19 protein-coding genes are annotated in these 26,675 nt (G+C 63.2%); 5 read left to right on the top strand and 14 right to left on the bottom strand.

All coding sequences use genetic code 11. From position 1 onward, the window contains the following. Nucleotides 1-6: 6 nt before the first annotated feature. The 9 genes from ABGM93_RS15755 to ABGM93_RS15715 form a co-directional block, all read right to left on the bottom strand. On the bottom strand, nucleotides 7-1,143 hold the full coding sequence (locus tag ABGM93_RS15755) for a branched-chain amino acid ABC transporter permease (RefSeq protein WP_321501101.1): 1,137 nt from the start codon (nucleotides 1,141-1,143) through the stop codon (nucleotides 7-9). Between the two features lie 3 nt (nucleotides 1,144-1,146). Then, nucleotides 1,147-2,163: a branched-chain amino acid ABC transporter permease gene (locus ABGM93_RS15750; RefSeq protein ID WP_321501099.1), complete on the bottom strand. Its 1,017-nt coding sequence runs from the start codon at nucleotides 2,161-2,163 to the stop codon at nucleotides 1,147-1,149. A 196-nt stretch (nucleotides 2,164-2,359) separates the two neighbouring features. Further along, the gene (locus ABGM93_RS15745) at nucleotides 2,360-3,700 is read right to left on the bottom strand and encodes a substrate-binding protein (RefSeq protein WP_321501098.1); all 1,341 of its coding nucleotides are present in this window, start codon (nucleotides 3,698-3,700) and stop codon (nucleotides 2,360-2,362) included. A gap of 348 nt (nucleotides 3,701-4,048) precedes the next feature. After that, nucleotides 4,049-5,020 (bottom strand): D-2-hydroxyacid dehydrogenase family protein, encoded by a 972-nt coding sequence (locus tag ABGM93_RS15740; protein WP_321501096.1) that lies wholly within the window; start codon nucleotides 5,018-5,020, stop codon nucleotides 4,049-4,051. 110 nt (nucleotides 5,021-5,130) lie between these two features. Next, nucleotides 5,131-5,769 carry a GntR family transcriptional regulator gene (locus ABGM93_RS15735; RefSeq protein ID WP_319774378.1) on the bottom strand — a complete coding sequence of 213 codons (639 nt, stop codon included), beginning with the start codon at nucleotides 5,767-5,769 and terminating at the stop codon, nucleotides 5,131-5,133. A gap of 79 nt (nucleotides 5,770-5,848) precedes the next feature. Beyond that, nucleotides 5,849-7,390, bottom strand: coding sequence for an AMP-binding protein (locus ABGM93_RS15730; protein WP_321501093.1), 1,542 nt, complete (start codon nucleotides 7,388-7,390; stop codon nucleotides 5,849-5,851). Nucleotides 7,391-7,541: 151 nt separating this feature from the next. Continuing rightward, nucleotides 7,542-8,864 (bottom strand): aspartate aminotransferase family protein, encoded by a 1,323-nt coding sequence (locus tag ABGM93_RS15725; RefSeq protein ID WP_321501092.1) that lies wholly within the window; start codon nucleotides 8,862-8,864, stop codon nucleotides 7,542-7,544. A 37-nt stretch (nucleotides 8,865-8,901) separates the two neighbouring features. Beyond that, nucleotides 8,902-9,330 carry a universal stress protein gene (locus tag ABGM93_RS15720; RefSeq protein ID WP_321501090.1) on the bottom strand — a complete coding sequence of 143 codons (429 nt, stop codon included), beginning with the start codon at nucleotides 9,328-9,330 and terminating at the stop codon, nucleotides 8,902-8,904. Between the two features lie 15 nt (nucleotides 9,331-9,345). Further along, a complete protein-coding gene (locus ABGM93_RS15715) occupies nucleotides 9,346-11,919 on the bottom strand; it encodes a TRAP transporter permease (RefSeq protein WP_321505947.1) in 2,574 nt (857 codons plus the stop codon). An 834-nt stretch (nucleotides 11,920-12,753) separates the two neighbouring features. Here ABGM93_RS15715 and ABGM93_RS15710 point away from each other — a divergent pair. Continuing rightward, nucleotides 12,754-13,641, top strand: a complete 888-nt coding sequence (locus ABGM93_RS15710; RefSeq protein WP_321501088.1) for a MurR/RpiR family transcriptional regulator — start codon at nucleotides 12,754-12,756, stop codon at nucleotides 13,639-13,641. A gap of 73 nt (nucleotides 13,642-13,714) precedes the next feature. On the opposite strand, the gene ABGM93_RS15705 is transcribed toward ABGM93_RS15710, so the two are convergent. From ABGM93_RS15705 to ABGM93_RS15685, 5 genes are all read right to left on the bottom strand, one after another. After that, the gene (locus ABGM93_RS15705) at nucleotides 13,715-14,662 is read right to left on the bottom strand and encodes a TAXI family TRAP transporter solute-binding subunit (protein ID WP_321505946.1); all 948 of its coding nucleotides are present in this window, start codon (nucleotides 14,660-14,662) and stop codon (nucleotides 13,715-13,717) included. A gap of 210 nt (nucleotides 14,663-14,872) precedes the next feature. Next, nucleotides 14,873-16,639 carry a hydantoinase B/oxoprolinase family protein gene (locus ABGM93_RS15700; RefSeq protein WP_321501086.1) on the bottom strand — a complete coding sequence of 589 codons (1,767 nt, stop codon included), beginning with the start codon at nucleotides 16,637-16,639 and terminating at the stop codon, nucleotides 14,873-14,875. Next, complete coding sequence (locus tag ABGM93_RS15695; RefSeq protein WP_321501084.1) at nucleotides 16,636-18,753, bottom strand: hydantoinase/oxoprolinase family protein; 2,118 nt, start codon at nucleotides 18,751-18,753, stop codon at nucleotides 16,636-16,638. Before ABGM93_RS15695 ends, ABGM93_RS15700 begins: the two co-directional genes overlap by 4 nt. A 77-nt stretch (nucleotides 18,754-18,830) precedes the next feature. After that, nucleotides 18,831-21,575 carry a molybdopterin cofactor-binding domain-containing protein gene (locus ABGM93_RS15690; RefSeq protein WP_321501082.1) on the bottom strand — a complete coding sequence of 915 codons (2,745 nt, stop codon included), beginning with the start codon at nucleotides 21,573-21,575 and terminating at the stop codon, nucleotides 18,831-18,833. Between the two features lies 1 nt (nucleotide 21,576). After that, entirely contained in the window at nucleotides 21,577-22,419 is an 843-nt protein-coding gene (locus ABGM93_RS15685) for an FAD binding domain-containing protein (protein WP_321501080.1), read from the bottom strand. Between the two features lie 198 nt (nucleotides 22,420-22,617). Between ABGM93_RS15685 and ABGM93_RS15680 the strand changes: the two genes are divergently transcribed. The 4 genes from ABGM93_RS15680 (at nucleotide 22,618) to ABGM93_RS15665 (ending at nucleotide 26,647) form a co-directional block, all read left to right on the top strand. Beyond that, a complete protein-coding gene (locus tag ABGM93_RS15680; protein ID WP_321501077.1) occupies nucleotides 22,618-23,466 on the top strand; it encodes a ferredoxin--NADP reductase in 849 nt (282 codons plus the stop codon). A gap of 220 nt (nucleotides 23,467-23,686) precedes the next feature. Further along, complete coding sequence (locus tag ABGM93_RS15675; RefSeq protein WP_321505943.1) at nucleotides 23,687-25,141, top strand: 6-hydroxynicotinate reductase; 1,455 nt, start codon at nucleotides 23,687-23,689, stop codon at nucleotides 25,139-25,141. Continuing rightward, nucleotides 25,138-26,070 (top strand): UPF0280 family protein, encoded by a 933-nt coding sequence (locus ABGM93_RS15670; RefSeq protein WP_321501075.1) that lies wholly within the window; start codon nucleotides 25,138-25,140, stop codon nucleotides 26,068-26,070. Before ABGM93_RS15675 ends, ABGM93_RS15670 begins: the two co-directional genes overlap by 4 nt. Continuing rightward, nucleotides 26,063-26,647, top strand: a complete 585-nt coding sequence (locus ABGM93_RS15665; protein WP_321501073.1) for an amino acid synthesis family protein — start codon at nucleotides 26,063-26,065, stop codon at nucleotides 26,645-26,647. Before ABGM93_RS15670 ends, ABGM93_RS15665 begins: the two co-directional genes overlap by 8 nt. The last annotated feature ends 28 nt before the right edge of the window (nucleotides 26,648-26,675 follow it).

Genomic DNA, 26,675 nt, shown 5'->3' with positions numbered 1-26,675 from the left:
AGCCCCTCATTCCGCCGGTTGCGCCGCACTGGCCGGGTTCGGCGGTCCGGCCTTGCCGAAGAGTTTCGCCAGACGCCGGATGCCTTCCATCACGCCCCCCGGCAGGAAGATGACGACCAGCATGAACAGCAGACCGAGCGTCAGGTGCCAGCCCTCGCCGACAAAGAGCCCGGTGATGCTGACGACCAGATCGCGAAGCCCGTCAGGCAGGGCAGAGAAGATGTCGTTCAGCACATGCTCGTTGTAGGCGGAGAAGATATTCTCGAAATATTTGATGATCCCGGCGCCCAGAAGAGGCCCCAGAAGGGTTCCCGCACCGCCGAGAATGGTCATCAGAACCACCTCGCCCGAGGCCGTCCACTGCATGCGCTCCGCGCCGGCCAGCGGATCGGTGACCGCCAGAAGCGAGCCCGCCAGCCCCGCATACATGCCCGACACGACAAAGGCCGCGAGCGTGTAGGGACGGGTGTTGAACCCCGTGTAGTTCATCCGGTTCTGGTTCGACTTGATCGCGCGAAGCGCCATGCCGAAGGGCGAGCGGAAGATCCTGAGCGCCACATAAAAGGCGATGATCAACGCCGTGGCGCAGACGTAAAAGCCGCTCCAGCCGATGGTCTCGATGCCAAAGAAACTGGGGGTCGGCAAGCCGGGCTCGGCCACGCCGAACAGATGATCGGCGACCCGTGGATCGGTCTGCGAGAGCTGCAGCCCCGTCTCGCCATTGGTGATCGGCGTGAGAACCGAATAGGCGAGATTGTAGGACATCTGCGCGAAGGCCAATGTCAGGATGGAAAAATAGATGCCGGATCGGCGCAGCGAGACATAGCCGATCAGCAGGGCGAAGACCCCGGAGACGGCGACGCCGAAAACCAAGGCTGGAACCACGTTCATGCTGAACAGCTTGAACGTCCACACGGCCGCATAGGACCCGACACCGAGAAAGGCGGCATGACCGAATGAGAGATACCCGGTCAGACCGAACAGGATGTTGAAGCCTATGGCGAAGATGCCGTAGATCGCGATCTTCTGGAGAAGGTCCGGATAGCCGGCGCCGATCGGCGCAAGCCACAGCGGCATGGCCAGCACCACTAGGGCGAACAGCGCCATCAGGACCATGTCGTTACGCAGGAAATTGCTGTTCATGGCTTAGCTTTCCATTACCCCACGCCGTCCCATCAGACCGCGCGGCCTGACAAGCAGGATCACGACGGCGACGAGATAGATGATGATCTGGTCGATACCCGGCAGAATGTCCTTCACTTCGGTCATCGACGCGAAGGACTGGAGAACGCCGAGAAGGAAACCGGCGGCAACCGCACCGGGGAGAGACCCCATTCCGCCCACGACAACGACCACGAAGGAGAGCACGAGAAAGTCCATGCCCATGTGATAGTCCGGCGGAAGGATCGGGGTGTACATGACACCCGCAAGCCCCGCGACAATGGCGGCAATGCCGAAGACAACCGTGAAGCGCCGCTCGATATTGATGCCCAGAAGGCCCACCGTCTCGCGGTCCTGCATGCCCGCCCTCACGACCATGCCGTAGGTGGTGAATTGCAGGAAGGAGAAGACCGCGGCGATGATTGCGAGCGAGAAGCTGAGATAGATGAGCCGCCACCAGGGATAGACGACCGCCGGACCAAGCCCGAGCCAGATGCCGATGTCCGCGCTTCCGGAGACGATGTCAGGAGCGCCGGTCGGGATCGGGTTGGCACCGAAAGTCGATTTGACGACCTCCTGCAAGACGATGGCGAGACCAAACGTCACCAGAATCTGCTCAGCGTGGCTGCGCTTGTAAAAGAAGCGGATGAGACCGCGTTCCATTATCAGACCGATCAGCAGCATCACCGGAATTGCGAGCAGGATCGACAGCGGCACCGAGTAGTCGATGATCGCCTTTCCCGTATCGCCCAGCCAGAGTTCAAGATAGGGAACTTCCTTGTAGGCGTCGAAGAAGGTGACGCTTTCGTCCTTAATCTTGACAGAGATCGTGAGCAGCTTCTGCAGCGAGACCGCGCAGAAGGCGCCCATCATGAACAACGCGCCATGGGCGAAATTGACCACGCCGAGCGTGCCAAAGACCAGGGTCAGGCCCAGGGCGATCAGGGCGTAGGCCCCGCCCTTGTCGAGCCCGTTGAGAAGCTGGAGTACGAACGTATCCATCGGGTTGCGCCGGTTGTCTGTAGGATATTCCGAATGTGCCCGTCGCCTGAGGCGGCCTTGACAGGAAGGACCCTGCACTGCCACCGCCCCCACGAAACGGGAGACGGCCAGGACACGTGAGAGACGGTCGCCATGCCCGCGCGCGCCCGAGGGGCGAAACGCGCCAGCACGGCGACCGACCGGTCTTGTCGGCTTGTTAGCTGCAGGTGCCGAGTTCGCCGCCGAAGATCGTCGGGTCGTAGGTAACGGCCTCGGCCGGAACTTCCTTGACGACCTTGAGCAGATCGAACTGGCTCGACGGCGCTTCGTTGCCGCGCACCACAAGAACGTTCTTGAAGCACTGGTGGTCAGCGCCGCGGTAGAGCGTCGGGCCGTTGCCCATGCCGTCGAACTCGAAGTCCTCAAGGGCCTTGATCACTTCACACGGATAGAAGGTGCCCGCACGCTGGCAGGCATCCGCATAGAGGATCGTCTGGACATAACAGGTGTGGGCCGCCTGGGACGGCGGGAAGCCGTATTCCTGACCGAAGGACTTCACGAAAGCCTGCGAGGCCTCGTCCTGCAGCGACCAGTTCCAGTTGGTGGTCCCGAGAATGCCCTTGATGCTCTCCCCCGCACCCTGCGCCATCAGACGCGAGAACAGCGGCACCACGATCTCGAACTGCTTGCCGTTGACCTGCTTGTCGCGCAGACCGAACTGGACGGCCTGGGTCAGCGAGTTGACCATGTCCTTGCCGTAGTGGTTCAGGATCAGGACATCCGCGCCGGAGTTCAGAACCGGAGTGATGTACTGCGAGAAGTCACCCGCGCCGAGCGGTGTGCGCACGGCGTTGACGGTCTCCCAGCCGAGCGCCTCGGTGGTGTTCTTGATGGACTCTTCCTGCGTCCAGCCCCAGGTGTAGTCGGCGGTCAGGTGATAGGCGCGACGATCGGTGCCCATCTCTTCCTTCAGCACCGGGCCGAGCGCGGCGCCCGACATGTAGGCATTGAAGAAGTGGCGGAAGCCGTACTTGCGCTTGTCCTTGCCGGTGGTGTCGTTGGAATGGGTCAGACCGGCCATGAAGATGATGCCCATCTCCTGACACAGAGACTGCACCGCCACGGCCACGCCCGAGGACGAACCGCCGGTGATCATGATCGCGCCGTCCTTTTCCACCATGCGCTTGGCGGAGGAACGGGCCGCATCGGACTTGGTCTGCGTATCGCCGGTAACGAACTCGACCTTCTTGCCCAGAATGCCGTTCCCTTCCAGGGCGAGCGGCTTCATGGTGTTGAGCATGCCGCCGTCGCCTTCGCCATTGAGGTGCTTGACGGCGAGCTGATAGGCACGCAGTTCGTCCGCGCCCTCATCGGCATAGGCGCCGGTCTGGGGCACGTTGAAGCCGAGCGTGACAGTGCTCTTGTTGGTCGGATCGTTCGCAAAATTCTGAGCCCAGGCGCCCCGCGTAAAGATCGTCGGCGTGGCGAGGACGAGGCCGGAAGCCGCAGTCGCCTTCAACAGGCTACGACGGTTCACAGACGTGAAATTATCTTTCATGAATTCCTCCCGAAAGGCATGAATGCCGGTTTCTGCGCCGTGCCGCCCTATCGAATTCCTCCAAACCGATAAGGCGAAGCCCCTCCAGGCCAGAGCGCAGAGGCCCAATACATAATTATTTTTGGTAGGGGGTCGCAATACGACCTTTGGTGCGCCCCAAGTCGTACAACCGGATAAACTCTTATACTTTACGCTTAGCAGCAGCTTTATATTGCGCCGCCTTCAGAAATATACCGCATTGCATCAATTCTCTCGGGCATTCACACGACGATTTTCTTCATACCTTTTATCGAGAGGATATAGGCAACAAGTTAAGCTTAAGCTGGCGCTGCCGCCTGAAATCGTACCCTACGTCGCCTCTACCCTGACCGACGTCAGGAGACGGATCGGCTCGCCATCGAGATAGGCCTCCAGGTCCTCCACGGTCTCGCGATAGAAAACGGAATAGGTCTCCCGCGTGACGTAGCCCAAATGCGGTGTCATCAGCAGATTGGGGGCGGTGTGCAGCGGGTGGCCGGCTGGCAGCGGTTCCTCGTCATAGACATCTATGGCCGCCCCTGCGATCTGGCCATCGGCCAGCGCGCCGATCAACGCCATCGTATCGACGATGCCTGCGCGCGACGTGTTGATGAGCAACGCGTCGCGCTTCATCAACCCCAGTTCCCGCGAACCGATCAACCCACGCGTGCGCGGCGAAAGACGGGTGTGGATCGTGATGAAATCGCTGTCAGCCAACAGCTCGTCGAGGCTCGCCGTACGCCTTACCCCGACATCGGCACAACGCACCGCACTCAGGTTCTCGCTCCACGCCATGACGTCCATGCCGAACACCTTGCCGAAGGCAGCCACCTGCGAGCCGAGACGGCCAAGTCCGACAATGCCGAGCGTCGCCCCACGCAGATCTCGCCCAACGCCCGTCTGCCAGTCACCGATACCCATCGAGCTCACTTCCGGGGCCAGATTGCGCGCCGCCGCGATGATCAATCCGAAGGCGAGTTCCGCGGTCGCATGCCCCGGCGAATGCGTGCCGCACACGAGGATGCCGGCGGCCTCTGCGGCCATCAGATCGATTGCCGCATTGCTCATTCCCGTGGTCACGATCAATTTGAGATTGGGCAGGCTGGAGATCACCTCAGCCGGAAAGGCCGTGCGCTCCCGCATGACGCAAATCACGTCGTAAGGTTGCAGCTCCGCGACCACATCATCCGGTCCGACGAAAGGCGAGCGATAGGTGGTGACCTGTGCCCGCTCCTCCACTCTGCTCCAGTCGGCGAATTCACGGGCAACGCCCTGAAAATCATCGAGAACCGCAATACGCATGAGACAGTCGCCTCCCCCGGCTACCACATCATTCGTCGATACAACGAAATCCGCGCGCCGACCAGAGGCAGCACTCAAGAAAAATACAATCAGGGATTGTACGCTCGTTGTCAGCTCAGCAGCATCGACACCCGGTTCTGATAGGCGGTGGCGACATGTTGCCGGGTCGCCCTTTCGGCGGCATCGGGATTGCGCGCGGCGATGGCCTCCACGATATCCTCGTGTTCCTGGATCGATTGCGCGCCGCGCTCCGGCAATGACAGGGTGGTGCCTTCGATCAGGGCCATATGCACCCGCATGGTATCGAGCAGCTGGTTGAGATAGCGATTGTGCGAGGAACGGTGAATGACGCGGTGGAAGCGGCGGTTGATCACGGCCAGCTCCACCGGCCTGTCGACCATGGCGCGCCCCTCTTCCACGAGCTTGCGCAAAAGGGCGATTTCCTGCGGAGCGGCATGAAGCGCCGCACCGCGCGCCGCCGATCCTTCCATCACCTCGCGCGCAGCATAAAGCTCGCCGATCTGGTCGTAATCAAGCGCCGCGACGACACATCCGCGATGCGCATTGTGCGTCACCAGCCCCTGCGCCTCCAGGCGGCGCAGGGCCTCGCGGACAGGCGTTCGCGATGTGCCGAAACGCTCCGCCAGGCGCGACTCGCGCAAGGCGTCGCCGGGACCCAGCTCGCCCTGTTCGATGGCGTCGATCAGGCGGTCATAGAGGCTTTCGGGATTGGCTGGCGTGCTCGTCATGGCGACAATGTATACGATTGTTCGCGGTTTCGGAAAGCCAAACCGCACCCATCCGGCCTTGCCTGTCCCAAAGCGTCGCTCAGGACCTTTTGTCTCGGTTCGCCACCTCATCCGCCATGCGCCGCAACTCGCCTTTCAGGACCTTGCCGTAGGTGTTCTTGGGCAATTCCTCCAGAAAGATATAGTGCCTGGGACGCTTGAAGCGCGCAATCTGCGAACGGCAATGGGCATCGAGCTGGTCCGGCTCAAGCCCCTCCTCCTCCATGGCGACGACGAAGGCGACGACCTCCTCGCCCCATTCCGGCTCCGCCCGCCCGACCACGGACACCTCCCGCACCCCGGCGCAGGTCAGCAACGCCTCCTCCACCTCACGCGGATAGATATTGGTGCCGCCGGAAATGATCACATCCTTCGAGCGGTCCTTCAGCGTCAGATAGCCGTCCTCATCGAGCGCACCGAGATCGCCGGTCCAAAGCCAGCCGTCGCGCAGGGTCGCGGCGGTCGCAGTGGGGTTGCGCCAGTAGCCCGCCATGACGGATGCGCCGCGCACAAGGATCTCGCCCGTCTCGCCCGCGAAGACCGGATGCCCGGCCTCATCGGCCACCCGCACCTCAACGCAGGAATGCGCCAGCCCCACCGAGCCCAGCCGCTCCCGCCAGCGCGGATGGCTCCGCTCCGCAATCGTCTCGCGCGACAGGGCGGTGATGGTCATGGGGCTTTCGCCTTGCCCATAGATCTGGACGAAACGCGGTCCGAACTGCGCAACCGCCCGCTCGATATCGGCCACATACATCGGCCCGCCACCATAGACGATGGTTCGAATGCCTTCGCCGTCATAGCCCGAACGGGCGGCGTGATCGCAGAGCCTGCGCACCATTGTCGGCGCGGCAAACATCGACACATTGCCGATGCGCGGCGCCAGATTGGCGATTTCGGATGGATCGAACCCGCCGGAGACCGGCACCACGTGACGCGCACCGCGCAGCACATGCATGAAATTGTAGAGCCCCGCGCCATGCGACATGGGCGCGGCGTAAAGCGCGGCATCCTCGCGGTGGACCGCATCAACATCCACGAAATAGGCAAACACCATGGCGTGCAGGTTGGCGATCGTCAGCATCACCCCCTTGGGACGTCCCGTCGTGCCGGATGTGTAGAAGAGCCAGGCGAGATCCTCCTCGCGCATCGGATGCGGGACATCCATCGCCGTGTGGCGCGGCAATTCTCCTGCGAGAATTTCGGGCGTCACGACGCTCGGCCCCTCTCCACCCAGCAATGACGCAATGTCTGCGCGCGCGTCATCCACGAAGACAACACGCGCCTGCGCATCGTCAACGATATGGGCCGCCTCGCTTGGATGAAGCTTGTAATTGATCGGAACCGCCACCGCGCCGGCGAACCAGATGCCGTAGAGCAGCTCCAGATAGGTCGGGCTGTTCGCCATAAAAAGCGCCACCCGATCCCCGGGCCACACGCCCCATTCCTCCCGCAACGCCTTCGCGATGCGCCCGGCCCGCTCGGCGAACGCGCCATAGCTCGCCACCACCTCCACGCCGTGCAAGAGCGCCGGCGCATCGGGCGCCTTGCGGGCGCTGCGCAAGAGCCACTCCGCCGGGTTCACCGCCCCGCCTCACGGCCGGGATCAACCGAAAAACGATGCCACACTGCCTTCACCTCCCCCCAAGGTCACCAACCAAAGGACAGATTGCACGCAAAAGCCCTCCCCGCAAACGGGAAGGGCTTCGCTACGGCTCAAAAAGCGCTGGAAACGGTCAGATCACAGCCGAGATGGCGGTGTTCAGCTTGTCGACAAGCTCGCCGATCTGGTCGTCCGAAATGATGAAGGGAGGGGCCAGAAGAATGTGATCGCCCTGACGACCATCGATCGTGCCCTGCATCGGATAGCAGATGAGCCCGGCCTCAAAGGCTGCCTTCTTGATTTTGGGCGCAATGCCCAATGCCGGGTCGAACGTCGCCTTGGAATCTCGCTCCGCAACCAGTTCGACGCCGCGAAACAGGCCGCGCCCGCGAATATCGCCCACATGAGAGTGCTGGCCGAAGGCCTCGCGCAGGGCCGCATCGAGTTTTTCGCCCTGCGCACGCACATGGGCCAGCAGATCGCGCTCATCGAGCGCGCGCACCACCGCACAGGCCGCAGCCGCCGCCGTGGGGTGGCCCATATAGGTGTGCCCGTGCTGAAAGAAGCCGGACCCGGCCTCGATCGCCGCATAGATCTTGCCCGAGCACAGCATCGCGCCGATGGGCTGATAGCCCGCGCCAAGCCCCTTGGCGATGGTCACGATATCGGGCGCGATCCCATCCTGTTCGCAGGCAAAGAAGGAGCCCGTCCGCCCCATGCCGCACATCACCTCATCGAGGATCAGCAGCACCCCATAGTGATCGCAGATCTCGCGGATGCGGCGGAAATAGCCCTCCACGGCGGGCAGCGCCCCGGCGGTGGCGCCGACCACCGGCTCAGCAATGAAGGCCATGACCGTGTCCGGCCCGAGCCGCTCGATCTCCGCCTGCAATTCGTTGGCCGCGCGCTGACCGTAGTCGAAGGCGCTCTCACCCTCTTCGCGATAACGGTATTCGTAGCAGGGCGCGATGTGGGAGGTTTCCACCAGAAGCGGCTTGAACTGGGTCCTCCGCCATTCGTTGCCCCCCGCGGCCAGTGCCCCCAGCGTATTGCCGTGATAGCTCTGACGCCGCGCGATCACACGGTGGCGCGACCCTTGCCCGGTTTCCAGACAATACTGACGGGCGAGCTTGATCGCCGCCTCCACCGCCTCTGACCCGCCGGAGACCAGATAGACACGGTCAATGCCGTCGGGCGCATGAGCGATGAGCCTGTCGGCCAGCTCCTCCGCCGCTTCCGACGTGAAGAAGCCGGTATGGGCAAACGCGATCTTGTCGACCTGCGCATGGATGGCCGCGCGCACATCCGGATCGGAATGCCCGAGACACGACACCGCCGCGCCACCGGAGCCGTCCAGATAGCGTTTGCCGGACGTGTCGATGATGTAGCAGCCATCGCCGGTCTGCGCGATCGGAGGCGACAGGCGTGTGGATCGCCCGAAGATATGTCCGCTCATTGTCTTCCCGCTCTCAGGTGCAGCCGGGTTCGACCTGTCAGCCCGCTCGCACGACGAACACCGACTGTGCGGCGTGGCGCACGACGCGGGCCGCATTCGGGCCCAGGAGGTAATCCTTGAGTTCCGGCCTGTGCGACGCCATCACGATGAGATCGCAATCGAGCCGGTTGGCCGCTTTCATGATCTCGTCATAGATCGTGCCATGGGCGACGTGCCCCTTGGCTTTCCTGGCCTTTGGATGACCGGTGATGAAGTCGGACATGCTCTTCTTGGCCGCTGCCAGCGCCTTCTTTTCATACTCTTCCGGAAAGAAGGACCCCACGATCGACATGGAGAAAGTCGGCACCACGGTCAGGAAATGCAGTTCAGCATTGGCCGCAGCCGCCAGATAGGCCGCATCTTCCAGCACCGTCTCGCAGGTCGACATCTCAGTCAGATCGACCGGGACAAGTATCCGATTGTACATAGCGCCCAATACTCCTCAGAACGCCGGAACGGTCTGGCGTCGGCGTTGCATCATGATAACCAGCGCCAACAGCAGCAGCGCCGGAATGTAGAAGATTTCCTTGTGCATCCGCTCCGCATCAAGTTCGACAAGCGCGATCTCCACAGGCATATCGCCGTAGAAGTCATAGTCGGACAGCGCCTGGAAATAGGTCGTTCCGGGGAACGGCTCCTCCAGCAGGGCCTTGCCATCTTCCATCATCACGACAATGCCCGCGCGCTTCAGCCGCTCTGCGCCATCTCCGGGCGCGCCGAGAGGCACCAGCAATGTCCGCGTGTAGAGCTTGCCCGTGTCGAAATTCGGACCGGCCACCACAAAACGGATATCGCCGTCCGCAGGCATATTGCCGGCCATCTCCACCACGCTTGAACCGGGCCGCTCGTCAAATGGCGGCTGCACGAGGTCCAGCCAGAAGCCCGGACGGAACAGCGTGAAGGCGATCAGAAGCAGCGCCGCCGTCTCCCAGAGGCGATTGCGCGTGAAGAAATAGCCTTGTGTCGCCGCCGCAAACAGCATCATCGCGATCACCGCAACGCCAAAGATGAAGACCGCCTTGACCGGGCCGACATCGATGAGCAGCAGCTCCGTGTTGAACAGGAACATGAACGGCAGCAGTGCGGTCCGGATATCGTAGGCAAAGCCCTGCACACCGGTGCGGATCGGATCGCCGCCGGAAATGGCGGCAGCCGCGAAGGCTGCCAGACCGACAGGTGGCGTGTCATCGGCCAGAATGCCGAAATAGAACACGAAGAGATGCACCGCGATGAGCGGCACGATCAGGCCCTGACTTGCGCCCACCGACACGATGACCGGCGCCATCAGCGAGGACACCACGATGTAGTTCGCCGTGGTCGGAAGTCCCATGCCGAGGAGCAGAGACATGACCGCGACCAGCACCAGCATGAACATCAGGCTGCCGCCCGACAGGAACTCCACGAACTCGCCCACGACCTGATGCAGGCCGGTCAGCGAAACCGTCCCGACGATGACACCCGCCGCCCCCGTGGCGACACCGATGCCGATCATGTTGCGTGCGCCTGAGATCATGCCCTCGACAAAATCAGCCCAGCCTTGCTTGAAGCCTTCGGTGAACGCGCCCTGACCGCGCATCATCCGTTTCAGCGGATGCTGGGTCAGCACGATGAAGATCATCGCCATCGTCGCCCAGTAGGCCGACAGCGTCGGCGACAGGCGTTCGATCAGGATGCACCAGATCAGGATGACGATCGGCAGGATGAAGTGAAAGCCGGTGATCGCGACATCCCAGGGCCGCGGCAACACCTCGATCGGCGCGTTGGGATCATCGGGCTCCAGATCGGGATGGCGCGCGGCGGCCGACAGGAGCGCCAGATAGGCAACGAGGAACATCAACGCCGCGCTCATCAGCCCCATTCCGGGAACCGCCACCTTGATCCAGCCGAGCACGTAATAGACGCCAATGGCGATGACGCCGACGAAAATGAAGCCGAACAGGACATTGGCGAGCCGGGTCGCCAGCGTTCCGACGCGGCTCGGCCGCGGCAACCCTTCCAGCCCCAGCTTCAACGCCTCAAGGTGCACGATATAGACGAGCGCAATGTAGGAGATGATCGCCGGCAGGAAGGCATGTTTGATGAGCTCGGGATACGAGATCCCGGTAAATTCCGAAATCAGGAAGGCGGCAGCGCCCATCACCGGCGGTGTGAGCTGCCCGTTGGTGGAAGAGGCCACTTCCACGGCGCCGGCCTTTTCCGGCTTGAAGCCGGTGCGCTTCATCAAGGGAATCGTAAACGTGCCGGTCGTCACCACATTGGCGATGGAGGACCCGGAATAAAGGCCCGACAGCGCGGAGGCGACCACGGCCGCCTTGGCCGGACCGCCGCGCAAATGACCGAGCAGCGCGAAGGCGAGCTTGATGAAGTAGCTGCCTGCCCCCGCCTTTTCCAGAAGCGAGCCGAACAGCACGAACAGGAAGATCATCGACGCGGAAACGCCGAGCGCCACACCGAAGACGCCTTCCGTCTGCATCCAGTAGTGCCACATCGCCTTGGAGAAGGACGCCCCCTTCCACATGATCGCTTCCGGCATGAAGGAGAGATGGCCAAAGAACACGTAGAAGACGAAGACGGAGGCGACGATGACCAGAGGCAGCCCGAGAGCGCGGAAAACCGCAATCGCCAGCGAGACCATGCCGATCGCGGAAAAGACCAGATCCGCGGTGGTCGGCAGACCGGCGCGCCCTGCAATATCGACCTTGAAATACAGCAGATAGAGGCAGGACGAGGCGCCAATGATGGCCAGCACCCAGTCATAAAACGGCACCCGGTCGCGCGGGCTGGACCTGAACAGAGGATAGGCCAGCATCGCCAGGATGATGGCGAATGCCAGATGGATCTGGCGGGCTTCCTGACTGTTGAAGACGAAATTCAGGCCCGTCTTGTTGGCAAGGAAATAGGGAACGCTCGACGCGATATAGATCTGGAAACACGACCAGATGAACGCGATCGACAAGATCACCTTGCCCGCGAAACCGGCCGCGTTGCGCGAACCGGTCTCCACTTCGGCAACCATCAGGTCAACGTCGGCCGCATTCGCCGACGATCCGTCATCAGGAGGCGAAGCTGCACCGGCGCCCCGGGCCTCCGGCTGAGGCTCCGGACCGTCCTGATGGGGTTTGCGCGTCTTCGGGTCGCGGTTTTCGGGCGTTTCGTTGTTCATCTGCACCTCCTGTCGCCTGGCCTTGGTGAGAGAGCCAGACGAACCGGCCGCGCCTTGCGCTTGACCGGCAGTCCCCGTTTTATGTCGTCAAAACAGCCTCGCGACCGCGGGCGCATATCCCGCGGGTCGCTCAAACCGCCGAGCGGCCTCAATTGCGGCCGCGCTCCTTGCTGCGCCTGACGGCGCGGCTCCGGCAACACGCAATCGCCACCGCCGTTTTTCCAGGCGCCCGCCATGCGTGAGAAGGCCGGATACAGCTACTTGATATCCTCGAAGGCAACGAGGACGAGTTGGCCACGATGCGGACGCGCCTTGCGACGCCGATGCAGCCTCCCTGAACCAGGACCGGCCGCAAAGGTGACATCCCCGACTTCCCGTCAACGCCCCCAGCTTCCCGCGCCCAAGTTCCCGCGCCCAAGTTCCCGTTTAGCGTATGTGCCTACCGGGATACTCGCAAGACGATAGTTGCCTTTGACCGTCGATCCAACAAGGTTCCGGCACCACAGGCCGCCCGCGACACGCGCCCCGCTCAAATGCGAGGCCTCGATCCGCCCTGCAACGGCAGCCAGATCCACAAGCACCCCATGGACCAAAGCTTTCCATAAAGCCTGACGCCCAAAATAGAAACATGCGTATTTTTCTGCAAACGATACAAAACGAATGTATTTTGCCTTCTTGGGAGGCACCATGGGTCAAACGTCATATTCCGCCGCAGAGCTTCGCGCGCGATTGAGCCGTGTCGTTGAGGGCGGGCCGCGCCAGCTCGCCGCTTTTGCGGCCTGGGTGCTCGACAACTATCAGGAAGTCGCGTTCCGCTCGCTGCGCTCCACCGCCCGGGCGGCCAGGGTGAACCAGAACTCCGCTGTCCGCCTCGCCAAGACGCTGGGTTATTCCGGATACGATTCGTTTCGCAGCGACATTCAATCCGCCCTGCGCGAAGGCGTTGTCCCCTATTCGGCCCGCGCCCGCGCACTGACCGAAAGCGCAGGTGGGGGCACCCTGCAAGCGCTCCGCGACGCCAGCAGCACCAACATGGCCGCGGCCTTTTCGCCCGAGATGCATGTCGCCCTGACGGCCTGCGCGGAGGCGCTTGTGAAGGCGCGCCGGATCTACTGCATCGGCGTCAGGAGCTGTTACTCCGTTGCCCATTACTTCTGCTATGTGGGCGCCATGGCCTTCGCCAATGTCACCCACACCCCGCCGGACCCCGGCTCGATCCTGGACATGATGTCGGATGTCGGCGAGGACGACATGGTGATCGCGGTCAGCTATGCCCACTATTCCTGCGAGGTGGTACGGGGCGTGAATATCGCGCGGGACTGCGGCGCGCGCATCATTGCCATCACCGACAGCATGGCCTCACCGATCGCCCGCGGCGCATGGCATGTGGTGCCCTTGCCGATGCAGGGTCCGCATTTCATGCCATCCCTTTCCCCCGCCTTCGCGATCATCGAATTGCTTCTTGCGGAAATGGTGTTGCGCTCCCCCGGAGCCGAGCAGCGCGTCCACGCCTTCGAGGAGCGGATCAAGCGGTTCGGCGGCTTTCTCCTGATGGACGAGCCGATCTCGGACTGACCGCCCGAAACGACAAAGCCCGCCGCGATGAACACGGCGGGCTTGCGTTTTCTTCAACGATCGCAGGAGGAAATTACATCCAGCCGCGTTCCTTGTAGTACTTGATCGCACCCGGGTGCAGCGGCGCGGAGAGACCGTCCTTGATCATCTCCTTTTCCTTCAGGTTCGCGAAGGCCGGGTGGAGCTTCTTGAAGTCCTCGAAGTTGTCGAAGACGGCCTTCACGACCGTGTAGACGACATCGTCGGAAACATCGGCGGAGCTGACGAAGGTCGCGCCCACACCAAAGGTGGTGACGTCCTCATCCGTGCCCTTGTAGGTGCCGCCGGGAATGGTGGCGACACGGTAATAGGGGTTGTCGGCAACCAGCTTGTCGATGGTCTCGCCGGCAACGGACACGAGCTTCACGTCACAGGTGGTGGCGGCCTCGGTGATGGCGGCGGCCGGGTGACCGATGGTGTAGATCATCGCATCGATCTTGCCGTCGCAAAGGGCCTGGGCCATTTCCGAACCCTTGAGCTCGGCCGCAAGCGCGAAATCGTCCATCTTCATGCCATAGGCATCCATGACGACTTCCACCGTCGCGCGCTGGCCGGAACCGGGATTGCCGACATTGACCTTGTGCCCCTTCAGGGCCTGGAAGCTGTCAATGCCACTATCGGCACGCACGATCAGCGTGAACGGTTCGGCATGCACGGAGAACACGGCGCGTTCTTTCTCGAAGGGGCCCTGATCGGCAAACTTCGAGGTGCCGTGATAGGCATGGTACTGCCAATCGGACTGAGCGACGCCGAATTCCAGCTCACCCGCGCGCACGGTGTTGATATTGTAGACCGATCCACCCGTCGATTCCGCCGAACAACGGATGCCGTGGGTCTTGCGCTCCTTGTTCACCAGACGACAGATCGCGCCACCGGTGGGATAGTAGACGCCGGTGACACCGCCGGTGCCGATCGAGATGAACTGCTGTTCCGCGGCCTGCGCACCGCCAGCAAGGGCAAAAGCGACAACGGTCGCGAACATGGCCTGACGTCGGTTCATTGCTACCTCCGGTTTGTTTGTTAGGCAGATTTCAGCGAAGGGCACATAGAAACAGACGTATTGTTTTTGTCAACAATTGAGAACGTCTGTTTTCCTGGCAGGCAACCATTCTGCGAAACTCTGCCGGATATACCGGACAAAGCCTTGACGTTTCTTGCAAGCCCTTGGAGATGACGCGTCCTTATCGCCGGCTCAGACAGCGCCCGCGACACGGTCCTTGCGCAAGGCCTTGCGAAGCTCCGCGGTCTCGTCCGCCGAGACTTCGCCCGCGGAGCTCACCACAACGCCGAAAAGCTCTGCCGCGGCCTGTGCCGTGTAGCGCTCCAACCGCACGTCTTCGCCCACCAGCGCCGGGTCCCGGTCCAGTGGATCGCCATATCCGCCGCCGCCCGGTGTGCCGACCCGCACCCGGTCTCCCGGTTTCATCGGGATATCCTGTGCCTTTGAAAGATGTGCGGGCACGAGGGCCTCGCCATCCTGATAGACGGTCACGGAGTTCGGCATGCCGTCCCTGCCACCGAGCGCGCCTTGCGGCCCGAAGCGCCCATGATCCATGACAAAGCTCGCGGTGGCATGACCGCGGCGCAACTCGATCTCGTAATCGAGCCCGAAGCCGCCACGATGGGCCCCGGCCCCGCCCGATCCCTCGCGCAGCGCATAGCGGTGATAGAGAACGGGAAACTGCTGCTCCATGATTTCCACCGGCGGGGCCTTGGAGATACCGATGGTCGAGCAACCATTCGTCAGCCCGTCATGGTCGCTGTTGCCCCCATAGCCGCCGCCGGAAATCTGGTACATGACAAAGCCGCGCCCACGGTCCGGATCGTGCCCGCCCAGCGCGAAATTGCCGGAACTTCCTGCAGGCGCCGCTGTCACCCGGTCGGGCAGCGCCTCGACAAGCGCGGCGAAGACAGCTTCCGCGATGCGTTGCGAAACCTCAGCCGCGCAGCCTGAGACGGGGCGCGGATAATGGGCATCGAGAAAGGTGCCTTCCGGCGTCTTCACGTTGAGCGGTTCAAACGCGCCCGCGCTGATCGGCACATCGGGAAAGATGTGGCGCATGGCGAGATAAACGGAGGACAGCGTCGTCGCCAGAACCGAGTTCATCGGCCCGATGCAGGGCTTGGAGGACCCTTCGAAATCAAAGACAAGTTCGCCGTCCTTGGCGGTAATCGCCAGACGGATTTCCAGCGGCTCATCGACCACGCCGTCACTGTCGACATAGGCCGTTGAGCGATAGGTGCCTTCGGGGATGAGGCGGATATTCGCCCGCATCTGATCCGCAGCCCGGCGGCGCAATTCATCGATGGCCTCCGCCACCACGTCATCGCCGTAACGGTCGAGAATGCGCCCCAGACGCTTCTCGCCCACGAGAAGGGCCGCCGCCTGCGCCTTCACATCGCCGATGCGCTGCTCGGAAACGCGGATGTTGGAACAGATGATCGAATAGATTTCCGTATCCAGCACACCCTTCTTGAAGAGACGCACCGGAGGAAGCCGCAAGCCTTCCTGTTCCACCGAGGTCGCGGACGCCGAAAACCCACCCGGCACCGCGCCGCCCGTATCCGGCCAGTGGCCGGTGTTGGAGAGCCAGCAGAAGATCTCGCCGTTTCGATAGAACGGCATGGCGAAGCGCACATCCATCAGGTGCGTGCCGCCCAGATAAGGATCGTTGACGATATAGATATCGCCGGGCTCGGGAGCAGCCACGGAACCTTGCGCGATCATCTCGATCAGCGTGCGGGTGGAATATTGCATCGTGCCGACAAAGACCGGCAGACCGCCCGCGCCTTGTGCGATCAGCGAGCCGTCGCGCGCGGAGTAGATACCGTCGGACCGGTCGTTCGCCTCCGCGATGACGGGGGAGAACGCAGCGCGCGAGAAGCTCAGGTCCATCTCGTCGCAAACCTGCTGCAGGCCCGACTGGATGACGCTGAGAGTGATCGGATCGAGGCTCATGCGTCGTCTCCCCATGCGGCGGCCGCAAGCGTGATGATGATATTGCCGTCTGCATCCTGAACGGCCTTGTCTCCCGGCTCGATGACGATCGTTGTGTCCATTTGCTCCACGATGGCCGGGCCTTCGATCTCGGCATCGAGCGGCAGGTGATCGCGCCAGTAGACCGGCGTATCCATGAACTCACCGAACCACACCTTGCGAGATCCGGTCCGCGCGTCGTCCAGCTTCGCCTTGCGGCCCGCCGGATCGATGAGCAGCGAAAGATCGATCTCCTCGCGCCGCCCGATGACGGAGGTATTCACATTGACGAGGCTCGCCTTGATTTCCGGAAGCTCCACATGGAAGCGGTTGAAATAGGCCTCCTCGAAGAGCCGCTGAAGATCATCCACCGTGGGCCGATCGGTCTCGATGGGAACGCGCAGAAGGTGGGTCTGGCCGATGAACTGCATGTCGAGGGAACGGATCACCTTCACCTCGTCGATACGCACGTTTTCCCTTGCGATCAGGGCCCGGCCCTCCGCCAGTTGCTGGTCGAACAGCGCATGGACCATCTCGATGTCGAGAACACCAAGCGGCCTGTTGACCGTGTTGACGAAGTCGTGGCGAAGATCTGCAACCACACAGCCCAGCGCATTGGTGATGCCGGGGCGTGCGGGCACGAGAACACGCGGCACCCCCAGTTCGCGCGCGATGGCCGTGGCATGAAGCGGGCCTGCGCCGCCAAAGGCGAAGAGCGCGAAATCACGGGGGTCTTCGCCAAGGCTCACCGAGACCATGCGCACCGCATCCGCCATGCGCGTATTGGCGATGCGCAGCACGGCCGCCGCCGCCATGGTTGCATCCACGCCCAGCGGCTGCCCCAGTTTTTCGCCGAAGATCGCCTCGATATCGCCAAGCGACACCATGCCGGAGACCGAATTGAGCTTGTCCGGGTTCATCCGCCCGAGCAGCAGATTGGCGTCGGATATGGTCGGCTTCGTGCCACCGCGTCCATAGCAGATCGGCCCAGGCGTGGAGCCCGCACTTTCCGGCCCGACCTGAAGAAGCCCGGCCTCGGTCACCCGCGCAATCGACCCGCCACCGGCACCAACCGTGCGCACATCCACCATGGGAACATGGATCGGCATGGCATATTCGATCTCGATCTCATTCGAGACGGCAGGCTCCGCGTTGCGGATAAGCGCCACGTCGGTGGAGGTGCCGCCCATGTCATAGGTCAGCAGGTTCGCGATCCCTGCCCGCCGGCCCGTGGTCGCCGCCGCCATGACGCCGGAGGCGGGCCCGGACATCACCGTCTTCGCCGCCTCGATGGCGACGCGCCGCGCCGACACCATGCCGCCATTGCCGTTCATCACCAGAACATCGTGGCGATAGCCCTCTTCGGCCAGCTGATCGGCAAGCCGCTCCACATAACGGCGCAGCAGCGGCTGCACGGAGGCATTGATCGCCGCCGTCACCCCACGTTCGAATTCGCGACTTTCGGACAAAAGCGCATGGCCAAGCGTGATGTTCTCGTTCGGCCAGATCTCCGCGGCGATCTCGCCCGCGCGAAGCTCATGGGCCGGGTTGGCATAGGCATGGAGAAAGTGGATGACCAGTGCCTCGCAGCCCTGATCGATGAGCGCCTTCAAGGCAGCCCGCAAGCCCTCCTCGTCGAGCGGCACGAGTTCACGGCCATCGGCGTCGTAACGCTCGGCCACTTCCAGGCGCAGATCGCGCGGGATGATCGGCACGAAGCGGCCTTTCATACCGTATGGATGGGGCCGGGTGCGCCGGCCAAGCTCCAGCACATCGCGGAAGCCCGCCGTGGTGATCAGCCCCGTCTTGCAGAGATTGCGTTCCAGAACCGCATTGGTCGTCGTGGTCGTGCCGTGAACGATGAGATCGAGGGCAGCGAGATCGGCCTCCGCGATATGCAGCGCCTTGAGGACGCCGAAAGCCTGATTGTCGAGCGTCGTCGGCGTTTTCGCCAGACGCACGCTGCGCGCGGCCGCATCGAACAGGACCAGATCGGTGAAGGTTCCCCCCACATCGACACCGGCCACCAGCGACTGGCGCTGGGCGGCATTCGGGGCGGCGGGATCGGCAGGGGCGGCCAGGGGCGACGCGCTCATGGATGGATCTTCTCGTTCAAGGGAGGAAAGTGAGGGGGCGGGGCACGCGAGCGCCCCCGCGAAACGGGCCTTTTTTTTCAGTGAGCTGCCTTTGCGGCGCGGATCGCGGCCAGCACCTTGTCGGGCGTTGCGGGCATGTGGCGAAGCCTCACCCCGCAGGCATCGGCGATGGCGTTGATGATGGCGGGCGCGGTCGGGATCAGGCAGTGCTCGCCCAACCCCTTGGCCCCATAGGGTCCGTGCTCGTCGCCGGTCTCAAGGATCAGCGTCTCGATTTCTGGCACGTCGCCGATGGTCGGGATCAGGTAGTCGTGCAGGTTCTCGGTGCGACCGGGAAGAAACTCTTCCATCAGCGCCAGCCCGATGCCCTGCGCCACCCCGCCATGAACCTGACCTTCCACCAGCAGGGGATTGATCGCCTTGCCGACGTCATGGGCGGCGACGATGCGCAGAAGCTTCACGGTACCCAGCGCAGTGTCGACCTCAAGCTCTACCATCTGTGCCGTCGTGCCGAAAACCGCGTAAGGATCGCCCTGCCCGTTTTCATCGAGCGGCGAGGTCGGCGGGTCGTAACTCTCCACCGCTTCCAGCACATATGTATCGTTGTCGGGAGAGAGCGCGGCGAGATCGATCACCCGTTCGCCCGCCGCATCGCGTGCGATGATCGTGCCGCCGGAAAGCTCAAGCGTTGCATTTTCGGAAACATTGCCGAGCCGCAGGATGCGGGCGCGCAGCGCCTCGCCGCAAAGCCGCGCCGCATTGCCGGTAATGAAGGTCTGGCGGCTGGCCGATGTCTTGCCCGCATCCGGCGTCACATCCGTGTCCGGCCCGACAAGCCGGAGCGCCGCGACGGGCAGACCGAGCGCGGTCGCGAAGATCTGGGTGATGACCGTGTTGGAGCCCTGCCCGATATCGATGGCGCCCTGATGCAGCACCAGCTCGCCCGCGCGGGTGAGCCCGGCACGGATCGTGGACGGGTTCGACATGGAGGTATTGCCGCAGCCATACCAGCCGCCCGCAACACCGACGCCGCGGCGCACCGCCCCCTTGGCAGACATATTGAAGGCCTCCGCCTCGGCAAGCGCGCGGGCCCAGTGCTCGCGAAGCGCGTCAAAGCACTCGGCGATCCCCATGCCCTGATTGAAAACCTGCCCGGTCACCGTCGGGTCGCCGTTTTGAAGTGCGTTCCTGCGACGGAATTCCAGCCGGTCCATGCCAAGCTTCAGGGCAAGCTCGTCGTAAAGCGGCTCCTGCGCCAGCGCCGATTGCGGAACGCCGAACCCGCGAAACGCCCCGGCAGGCGCGGTATTGGTGTGAATGCCCACACTGCGGGCGACGTAGTTTGGCGTGCGGTAGGGACCGCTCGCATGGATCGGCACACGGTTGGCGACCGTCGGCCCCCAGCTGGCATAGGCCCCGGTGTTGAAGGTGCCGTCGAATTCGACCGCCACGATCCTCCCGTCCGCATCCGCACCGATCTTCATGGAAATCCGGGAAGGATGCCGCTTGGTGGAGGTGGCGATGGATTCGCCGCGCGAATAGGTGATGCGCACGGGCTTACCCGTCAGCCAGGCCGCCAGCGCCACATAGGGCTGGGCGGTCAGATCGAGCTTGGAGCCGAACCCGCCGCCGACCGCAGTCGGCACGATGCGCACATCTTCTGCCGCAAGCCCCAGAAGCCCGGAGATCCCGTCGCGGTTCATGAAGGGCGCCTGCGTGCAGCAATGAACCTCCAGCCGGTCACCGCAACGCGCGGCATAGCCCGCTTCCGGTTCGATATAGCCATGCTCGATGAAGCCGGTGGAGAAAGCTCCTTCCACGACCACCGCAGCCCCCGGCATGGCGGCCTCAGGATCGCCGCGCTTGACGAAGCCGCGACACATGACGTTGTCCGCGCGGCTTTCGTGCAGATCCGGAACGTCTGTTGCCTCGTCCGGCACCAGCGCATGGGGGAGCGCGGTCCATGTCACGGGGAAGACGGCCGGATCCAGTCTGCTGACGAGATCGGCGTCACCGACAATGGCCGCCACCGCCTCACCCTTGAAGCGGGTCTCATGGTCCGCAAACATTGGCTGATCCTCAAAACCCGGAATCACACCGAAACAGTTCTTTCCCGGCACATCGCTCGCCCTCATGATCAGATCGAGGCCATTGGCCAGGCGGTAGGCTTCCAGATCGCCAAATTCGAAAGCCGCGCGGTGATACGGACTGCGAATGACGCGCACGACCAGCGCGCCAGCGGGCGCGACATCGTCGCCGAACCGCTCCGTGCCCGAAACCTTGGCAAGCCCGTCGATCCGCGCCATCGCCGTCCCGACGCCGCCCGGCGCAACCCCGCCCGTGCCGCCCGCGTCCATCACCGCATTGATGATCTTGCGATAGCCGGTGCACCGGCAGAGAACCCCGCCAAGCGCATCGCGAACCTCTTGCTCTGTGGGCTCCGGCGTCTCACGCAGAAGCGCAATCGCCGCCACCATCATGCCCGGCGTACAGATGCCGCATTGGGCGGCCTGATTGCGCTGAAAAGCGGCCGCAAGCGCCTTGCCCGTCGCATCATTGGCGACAAGCCCGGCCTGCGTTTCGATGCGCGCGCCTTCCACCTGACCAAGCGCGGTGGTGCAGGCGCAGACGGGAAGGCCATCGACCAGCACCGTGCAGGCCCCACAGTCGCCGGCATCGCAGCCGACCTTGACGTCCTTCGCCTGCGCCCTCTCACGCAAGGCGTGGGACAACCGCTCCATGGGCGAAGCGGTGACAGTGACCTGCGTCCCGTTCAGATGAAAGGTCACCGCACCGTCGGTTTCAACGTCGACCAGAGCCATCTCATGCCCCTCCCTTGGCAGCCGCGACGATGGCGCGGACCACGAGTTCCCGAACCGCCTCGCGCCGATAGGAAGCGGAGGCGCGCACATCATCGATGGGGGAGAGTTCCGCGAAAGGCTCATCGCATAGAAGATCGGAAAGCGCTGCCGCATCGGGCTTGCAGCCGACAAGCTTCGCCTCCAGCGAGCCAAGCCGCGCGGCGACCGCCGAGCATGACCCGACCGCAACGGCCGCGCGTGAAATCGCGCCGCCTGCATCGAGATCGAACGCCACCGCGACCATGGCGATGGAAATGACGAGATAACGCCGTGCGCCGAGCTTCAAGAAGGACGCGCGCGTGCCCGCACGATCCGGCACCAGAATGGCGGAAACGATTTCACCTGGCTCCAGCGCCACCTTGCGTACGCCGGTTATGAAATCGCGAAGCGGCAGAATGCGGGTCCCCGCACGGCCGGAAAGCTCGACGTCAGCATCGAGGGAGAGAAGTGGCGGCACGCCATCGGCGGCCGGAGAGGCATTGCACAGATTGCCCGCAATCGTGCCCGCATTCTGGATCTGGATGGAGCCGACCTCGCGGGCAGCGCCCCGCAAACCATCGAATTGCGCGGGCAGGTCCGTCTTCGCGATCTGCGCCCAGGTCGTCATCGCCCCGATGCGCCAGACGCCATCGCGACAAGAAATTCCGCACAGCGCCTCGATGCGACCAAGATCCAGGATAGGTTCCCCCACCGGGGAGCGCCCGAGTGACGGAAAGATATCCGTGCCGCCAGCCAGAATCCGTGCGGGATGATCTGCAATGCAGGCCAGTGCATCCTCTAGAGTTTGCGGTCTGTGAAAGTGCATTGTCTCCCTCAATGCATATCATTTGCATACTAACGAATTAGAGACGCAACGGCGGATGCGTGTCAAGCGGACGGAAAAGGCAGCGTTGCCTAAATTTTCAGCGCGCACTTTTGGTTTGCAGCTCTTGCTTTTTTCATTTGTATACTAACAATAATCGTCCGCAACGGCATTTGCCATCCCCCGTTCCCGGAGCAGCCCATGTCAGCCCCCAGCGCAAGCCCCGCCACAGACTGCGAAATTCCGATCCTGCTCGGCGCCCCCTCGCCTTTTGCCGTTCCCACCGGCTGCTTCGCCCTGCGGGTGACCGAGGTTCAGCACTATACGGACCGGCTGTTCCGCTTCCGGGTGTCGCGACCGCGCGAATTCCGCTTCCGATCCGGCGAATTCGTGATGATCGGGCTGCCCAATGCCGACAAGCCCGTCTTCCGCGCCTATTCCATTGCCAGCCCCTCCTGGGACGAGGAGCTGGAATTCTTCTCCATCAAGGTGCCGGACGGACCGCTGACCGAGCACCTGCAGAAGATCCGCGCGGGCGACACGTTGCTGATGCGAAAGAAGCCCACCGGAACGCTGGTGAATGACGCCCTCACCCCCGGAAAGCGGCTCTGGATGTTTTCGACCGGCACCGGCATCGCTCCCTTTGCAAGCCTCATCCGCGCTCCCGAAACCTACGAGAAGTTCGACACGCTCATCCTCACCCATGGCTGCCGCCTGATCGATGAGCTGAAATACGGGCAGGATCTCGTTGCCGCGCTGCGCGAAGACCCGCTGATCGGCGAACTGGTCGAGGGCCGGCTCATCCACTACCCGACGGTCACCCGCGAGCCTTTCGCCAATACCGGCCGCATCACCGATCTCATCACCTCCGGCAAATTGTTCGAAGACCTCGGCCTGCCCCGCATGGGCCCCGAGGACGACCGCGCCATGATTTGCGGCTCCATGGCAATGCTCAAGGACACCAAGGCGCTCTGCCTCAGCCATGGCCTTGAGGAAGGGGCAAACAACAAACCGGCGCAGTTCGTGGTGGAACGCGCCTTTGTGGACTGACACCGGACCGCACCTCCGTTACGGAAAACAGGCCAAATGACGCGATTTTCGCCATTCATGCCCAGCAAATCAGCGGTGACGCTGCGCAAAGTCCATTGACGACATTTTCCGAAACATGTTTGCATACTAACAAATGGAGGCATGAACCTTGTCTGTTGCTCCTGGCGAAACTGTTGCTGCTGGCAAACCGGAGAAGATCCGCTGCGACGCCTGCCCGGTCATGTGTTACATCGCGGCCGGACGCTCCGGCGCTTGCGACCGCTACGCCAACGAAGACGGCAAGCTGGTTCGGCTCGATCCGCTGAAGATCCTGGAAGGCACCGCGCAGAGCGGCGGCGAAATCGTGCCGTTCCTCGAACGCGAATGGGACGGTGAGATCGTTCCGGGGCCGGAAACCTTCGTCACCGCCATCGGCGCGGGCACGACCTACCCCGATTACAAGCCCGCCCCCTTCATTGTTGCATCCGAGATCGACGGCGTGGACATGGTCACCGTCGTGACCGAGGGCATTTTCAGCTATTGCGGCGTCAAGCTGAAGATCGACACCGACCGTCATCTGGGCAACGAATGCGCCCCCGTGCGCGCCGAAGGTGAGGTTGTGGGCCACGTCACCACGTCCGAATACGGCTCGCAGATGCTGTCGCTGGGCGGCGTCCACCATCTGACCGGCGGCTCCAAGAAGGAAGGCCGCGTCACCTGCGCCACCATGTTGGCGCTGTGCAACGGCGAGGCGGTCGACCTCACCATTGACGGCGGCTCCGACCTGACCGTTGAGGCAGGCAAGGCGCCCATCATCAACGGCGCATTGGAGGAACGCATGCGGGTCGGCTGCGGGTCGGCCACGGTCGGCATGTTCGCCTCGCAATGGAAGGGCCTGGTCGACGAGGTCGTCGTGGTCGATGACCACATCACCGGGGTCATGTCCGAACATCAGGCGGGCAAGGTCATTGGCTGGGAGCCGAGCGGCATCAGGATCAACGGCCGCCGCTCCACGCCGGGCCGCTATTTTCAGGTGGCCGAACCCGGCACCGGCTGGGGCGGAACGGACCTCACCGACCCGTTGAAGATCATCGCCGCCTTCGATCCCAAGACGGCGAAGCCCGGCCAGTCGCTCCTGATGGTGTCGACCACCGGCGAACACGCGGCCTATTACGAGCTTGATGAGAACCTCGTGCCTGTCGAGACGGAAATGCCGGAACGGCTCCTGCCGTCGGTGAAGCGCATCGAGGACAATTGCGAACCGGCACTGACATCGATTCTCTTCATGGCCGGAGCGGGCGGATCGCTGCGCTCGGGCGTTACGGAGCACCCCGTGGGCCTCACCCGCTCGGTGCAAAGCGCACTCACCTATGTCAGTTCCGGCGGCGCGCCCGTCTATGTCTGGCCGGGCGGCGGCATCACCTTCATGGTGGATGTGACCCGCCTGCCGAAAAACGCCTTCGGCTATGTGCCGACCCCGGCGCTTGTCGCCCCCATCGAATTCACCATGCGGGCCGACGACTATCGCGCGCTGGGCGGCCACATGGATTACGTCATGCCGCTTTCCGAAGCTCTTGAGGGCAAGACCGGGCGGCAGAACGACCACATCCTGAAAGGCCGCCGCGGGGTGAACCGCTCCGGCGACAACCCCTGGCCGCACGGCCCCGACAACTACCCCTGGAACAGGTCTGCATGATGACGGCACCGGTTCCATTCTCCCGCCCCACAGCCAGACTGATAGGCCAGCGCCGAAGGTTGCACCTGCAGCATGGGCCCATCGATCTCGTGATCGAGGCGGAAGGACCGGGAACCGAGGTCGCGCTTGCCTACGACCAGGCCCGAGCGGCCTTCGAAACAGTCCTTTGCGATCTCGTTGCCGAACTTCCCCTCTTGCGACAGGCGACCGGCGAATGCCCGCAAGGAACCATCGCCCGGCGCATGTATGCGGCCACCGCGCCCTTCCGGCCGGAATTCATCACGCCCATGGCAGCCGTTGCAGGAAGCGTCGCCGACCATGTTCTTGCCCATCTCACGCAAGGCCGGGATCTGGCGCGCGCCTGTGTCAACAATGGCGGCGACATCGCACTGATGCTCAATGAGGGCGCCTTTCGTGTCGGCATTTGCGAGGATCCGCAAACCGGCAAGCCCGGCGGCGTGATCACCCTCTCGCCCGAGCATGCCATTCGCGGCATCGCCACCAGCGGCTGGCGCGGGCGCTCCCATTCGCTGGGCATTGCGGATGCGGTTACGGTGCTCGCGTCTTCGGCAGCCAGCGCAGATGCCGCCGCCACCATGATCGCCAACAAGGTCGACCTGCCGGGCTCCCCTCTGATTGCGCGCAGCCGTGCATCCGACCTTGCCCCCGACAGCGATCTCGGCGACCGGCTCGTCACCACCGCCGTCGGCGCCTTGTCGCCCGACGAAATCAACCGGGCGCTGGCACGCGGCGAACGTGCTGCCGCCGATTATCATTCTCGCGGTCTTGTCGCCGCGAGCTATATTGGTCTGGCCTCGGAGAAAAAGATCGTTGACCGACAAGCGATCCTTGCGCCAACCGCCCCTTTGCACACCCCCATCGTGCCCCACAAGAGCGAACGTCACCGGGAGGAACCCGTCTGTGCCTGAACCGATCCTGCGCAAGCGCGCAATCATCGTCGAGGAAATCTACCACGAGGGCGGCCCCGTGGCCGACAAGCCAACCAAGCGCGCCGCCATCCTTGCCATCATCAAGAACCCGTTTGCGGGCGGCTATGTTGAGGACATCACCGGCTTCATGGACGATCTGAAGCCCCTTGCCCTGCAGATGACAAAGGATGTGGTCGATGCGCTGGGCGGCGATCCGCATCTGATCGAAGGCTACGGAAAGGGCGCGATCGTCGGCTCCGCCGGTGAACTTGAGCACGGCGCGCTCTGGCATGTGCCGGGCGGCTATTCCATGCGCGAAATCCTGCCCTATTCCAACGCGATCGTGCCATCGGCAAAGAAGGTCGGAGGTCTGGGTGCACGCCTCGATGTGCCGATCACCCATACCAATGCCTCCTTCGTGCGCTCCCATTTCGATGCCATGGAGGTCGGCATTCCGGACGGACCGCGCGCCGATGAGATCCTGCTTGCCCTGGTCATGACGACCGGCTCGCGCATCCATGCCCGCGTCGGTGGACTGAAGGCTTCCGAGATCAAGGGCGAAGACGGCCTGCGATAGACGGCACACGACCCGCGGTCGGTTTCGG

The organism is Breoghania sp. (assembly GCF_963674635.1).
Taxonomy (GTDB): domain Bacteria; phylum Pseudomonadota; class Alphaproteobacteria; order Rhizobiales; family Stappiaceae; genus Breoghania.
The sequence above is the reverse complement of the archived record's forward strand: the minus strand, read 5'-3'. Positions and strand labels throughout refer to the sequence as shown.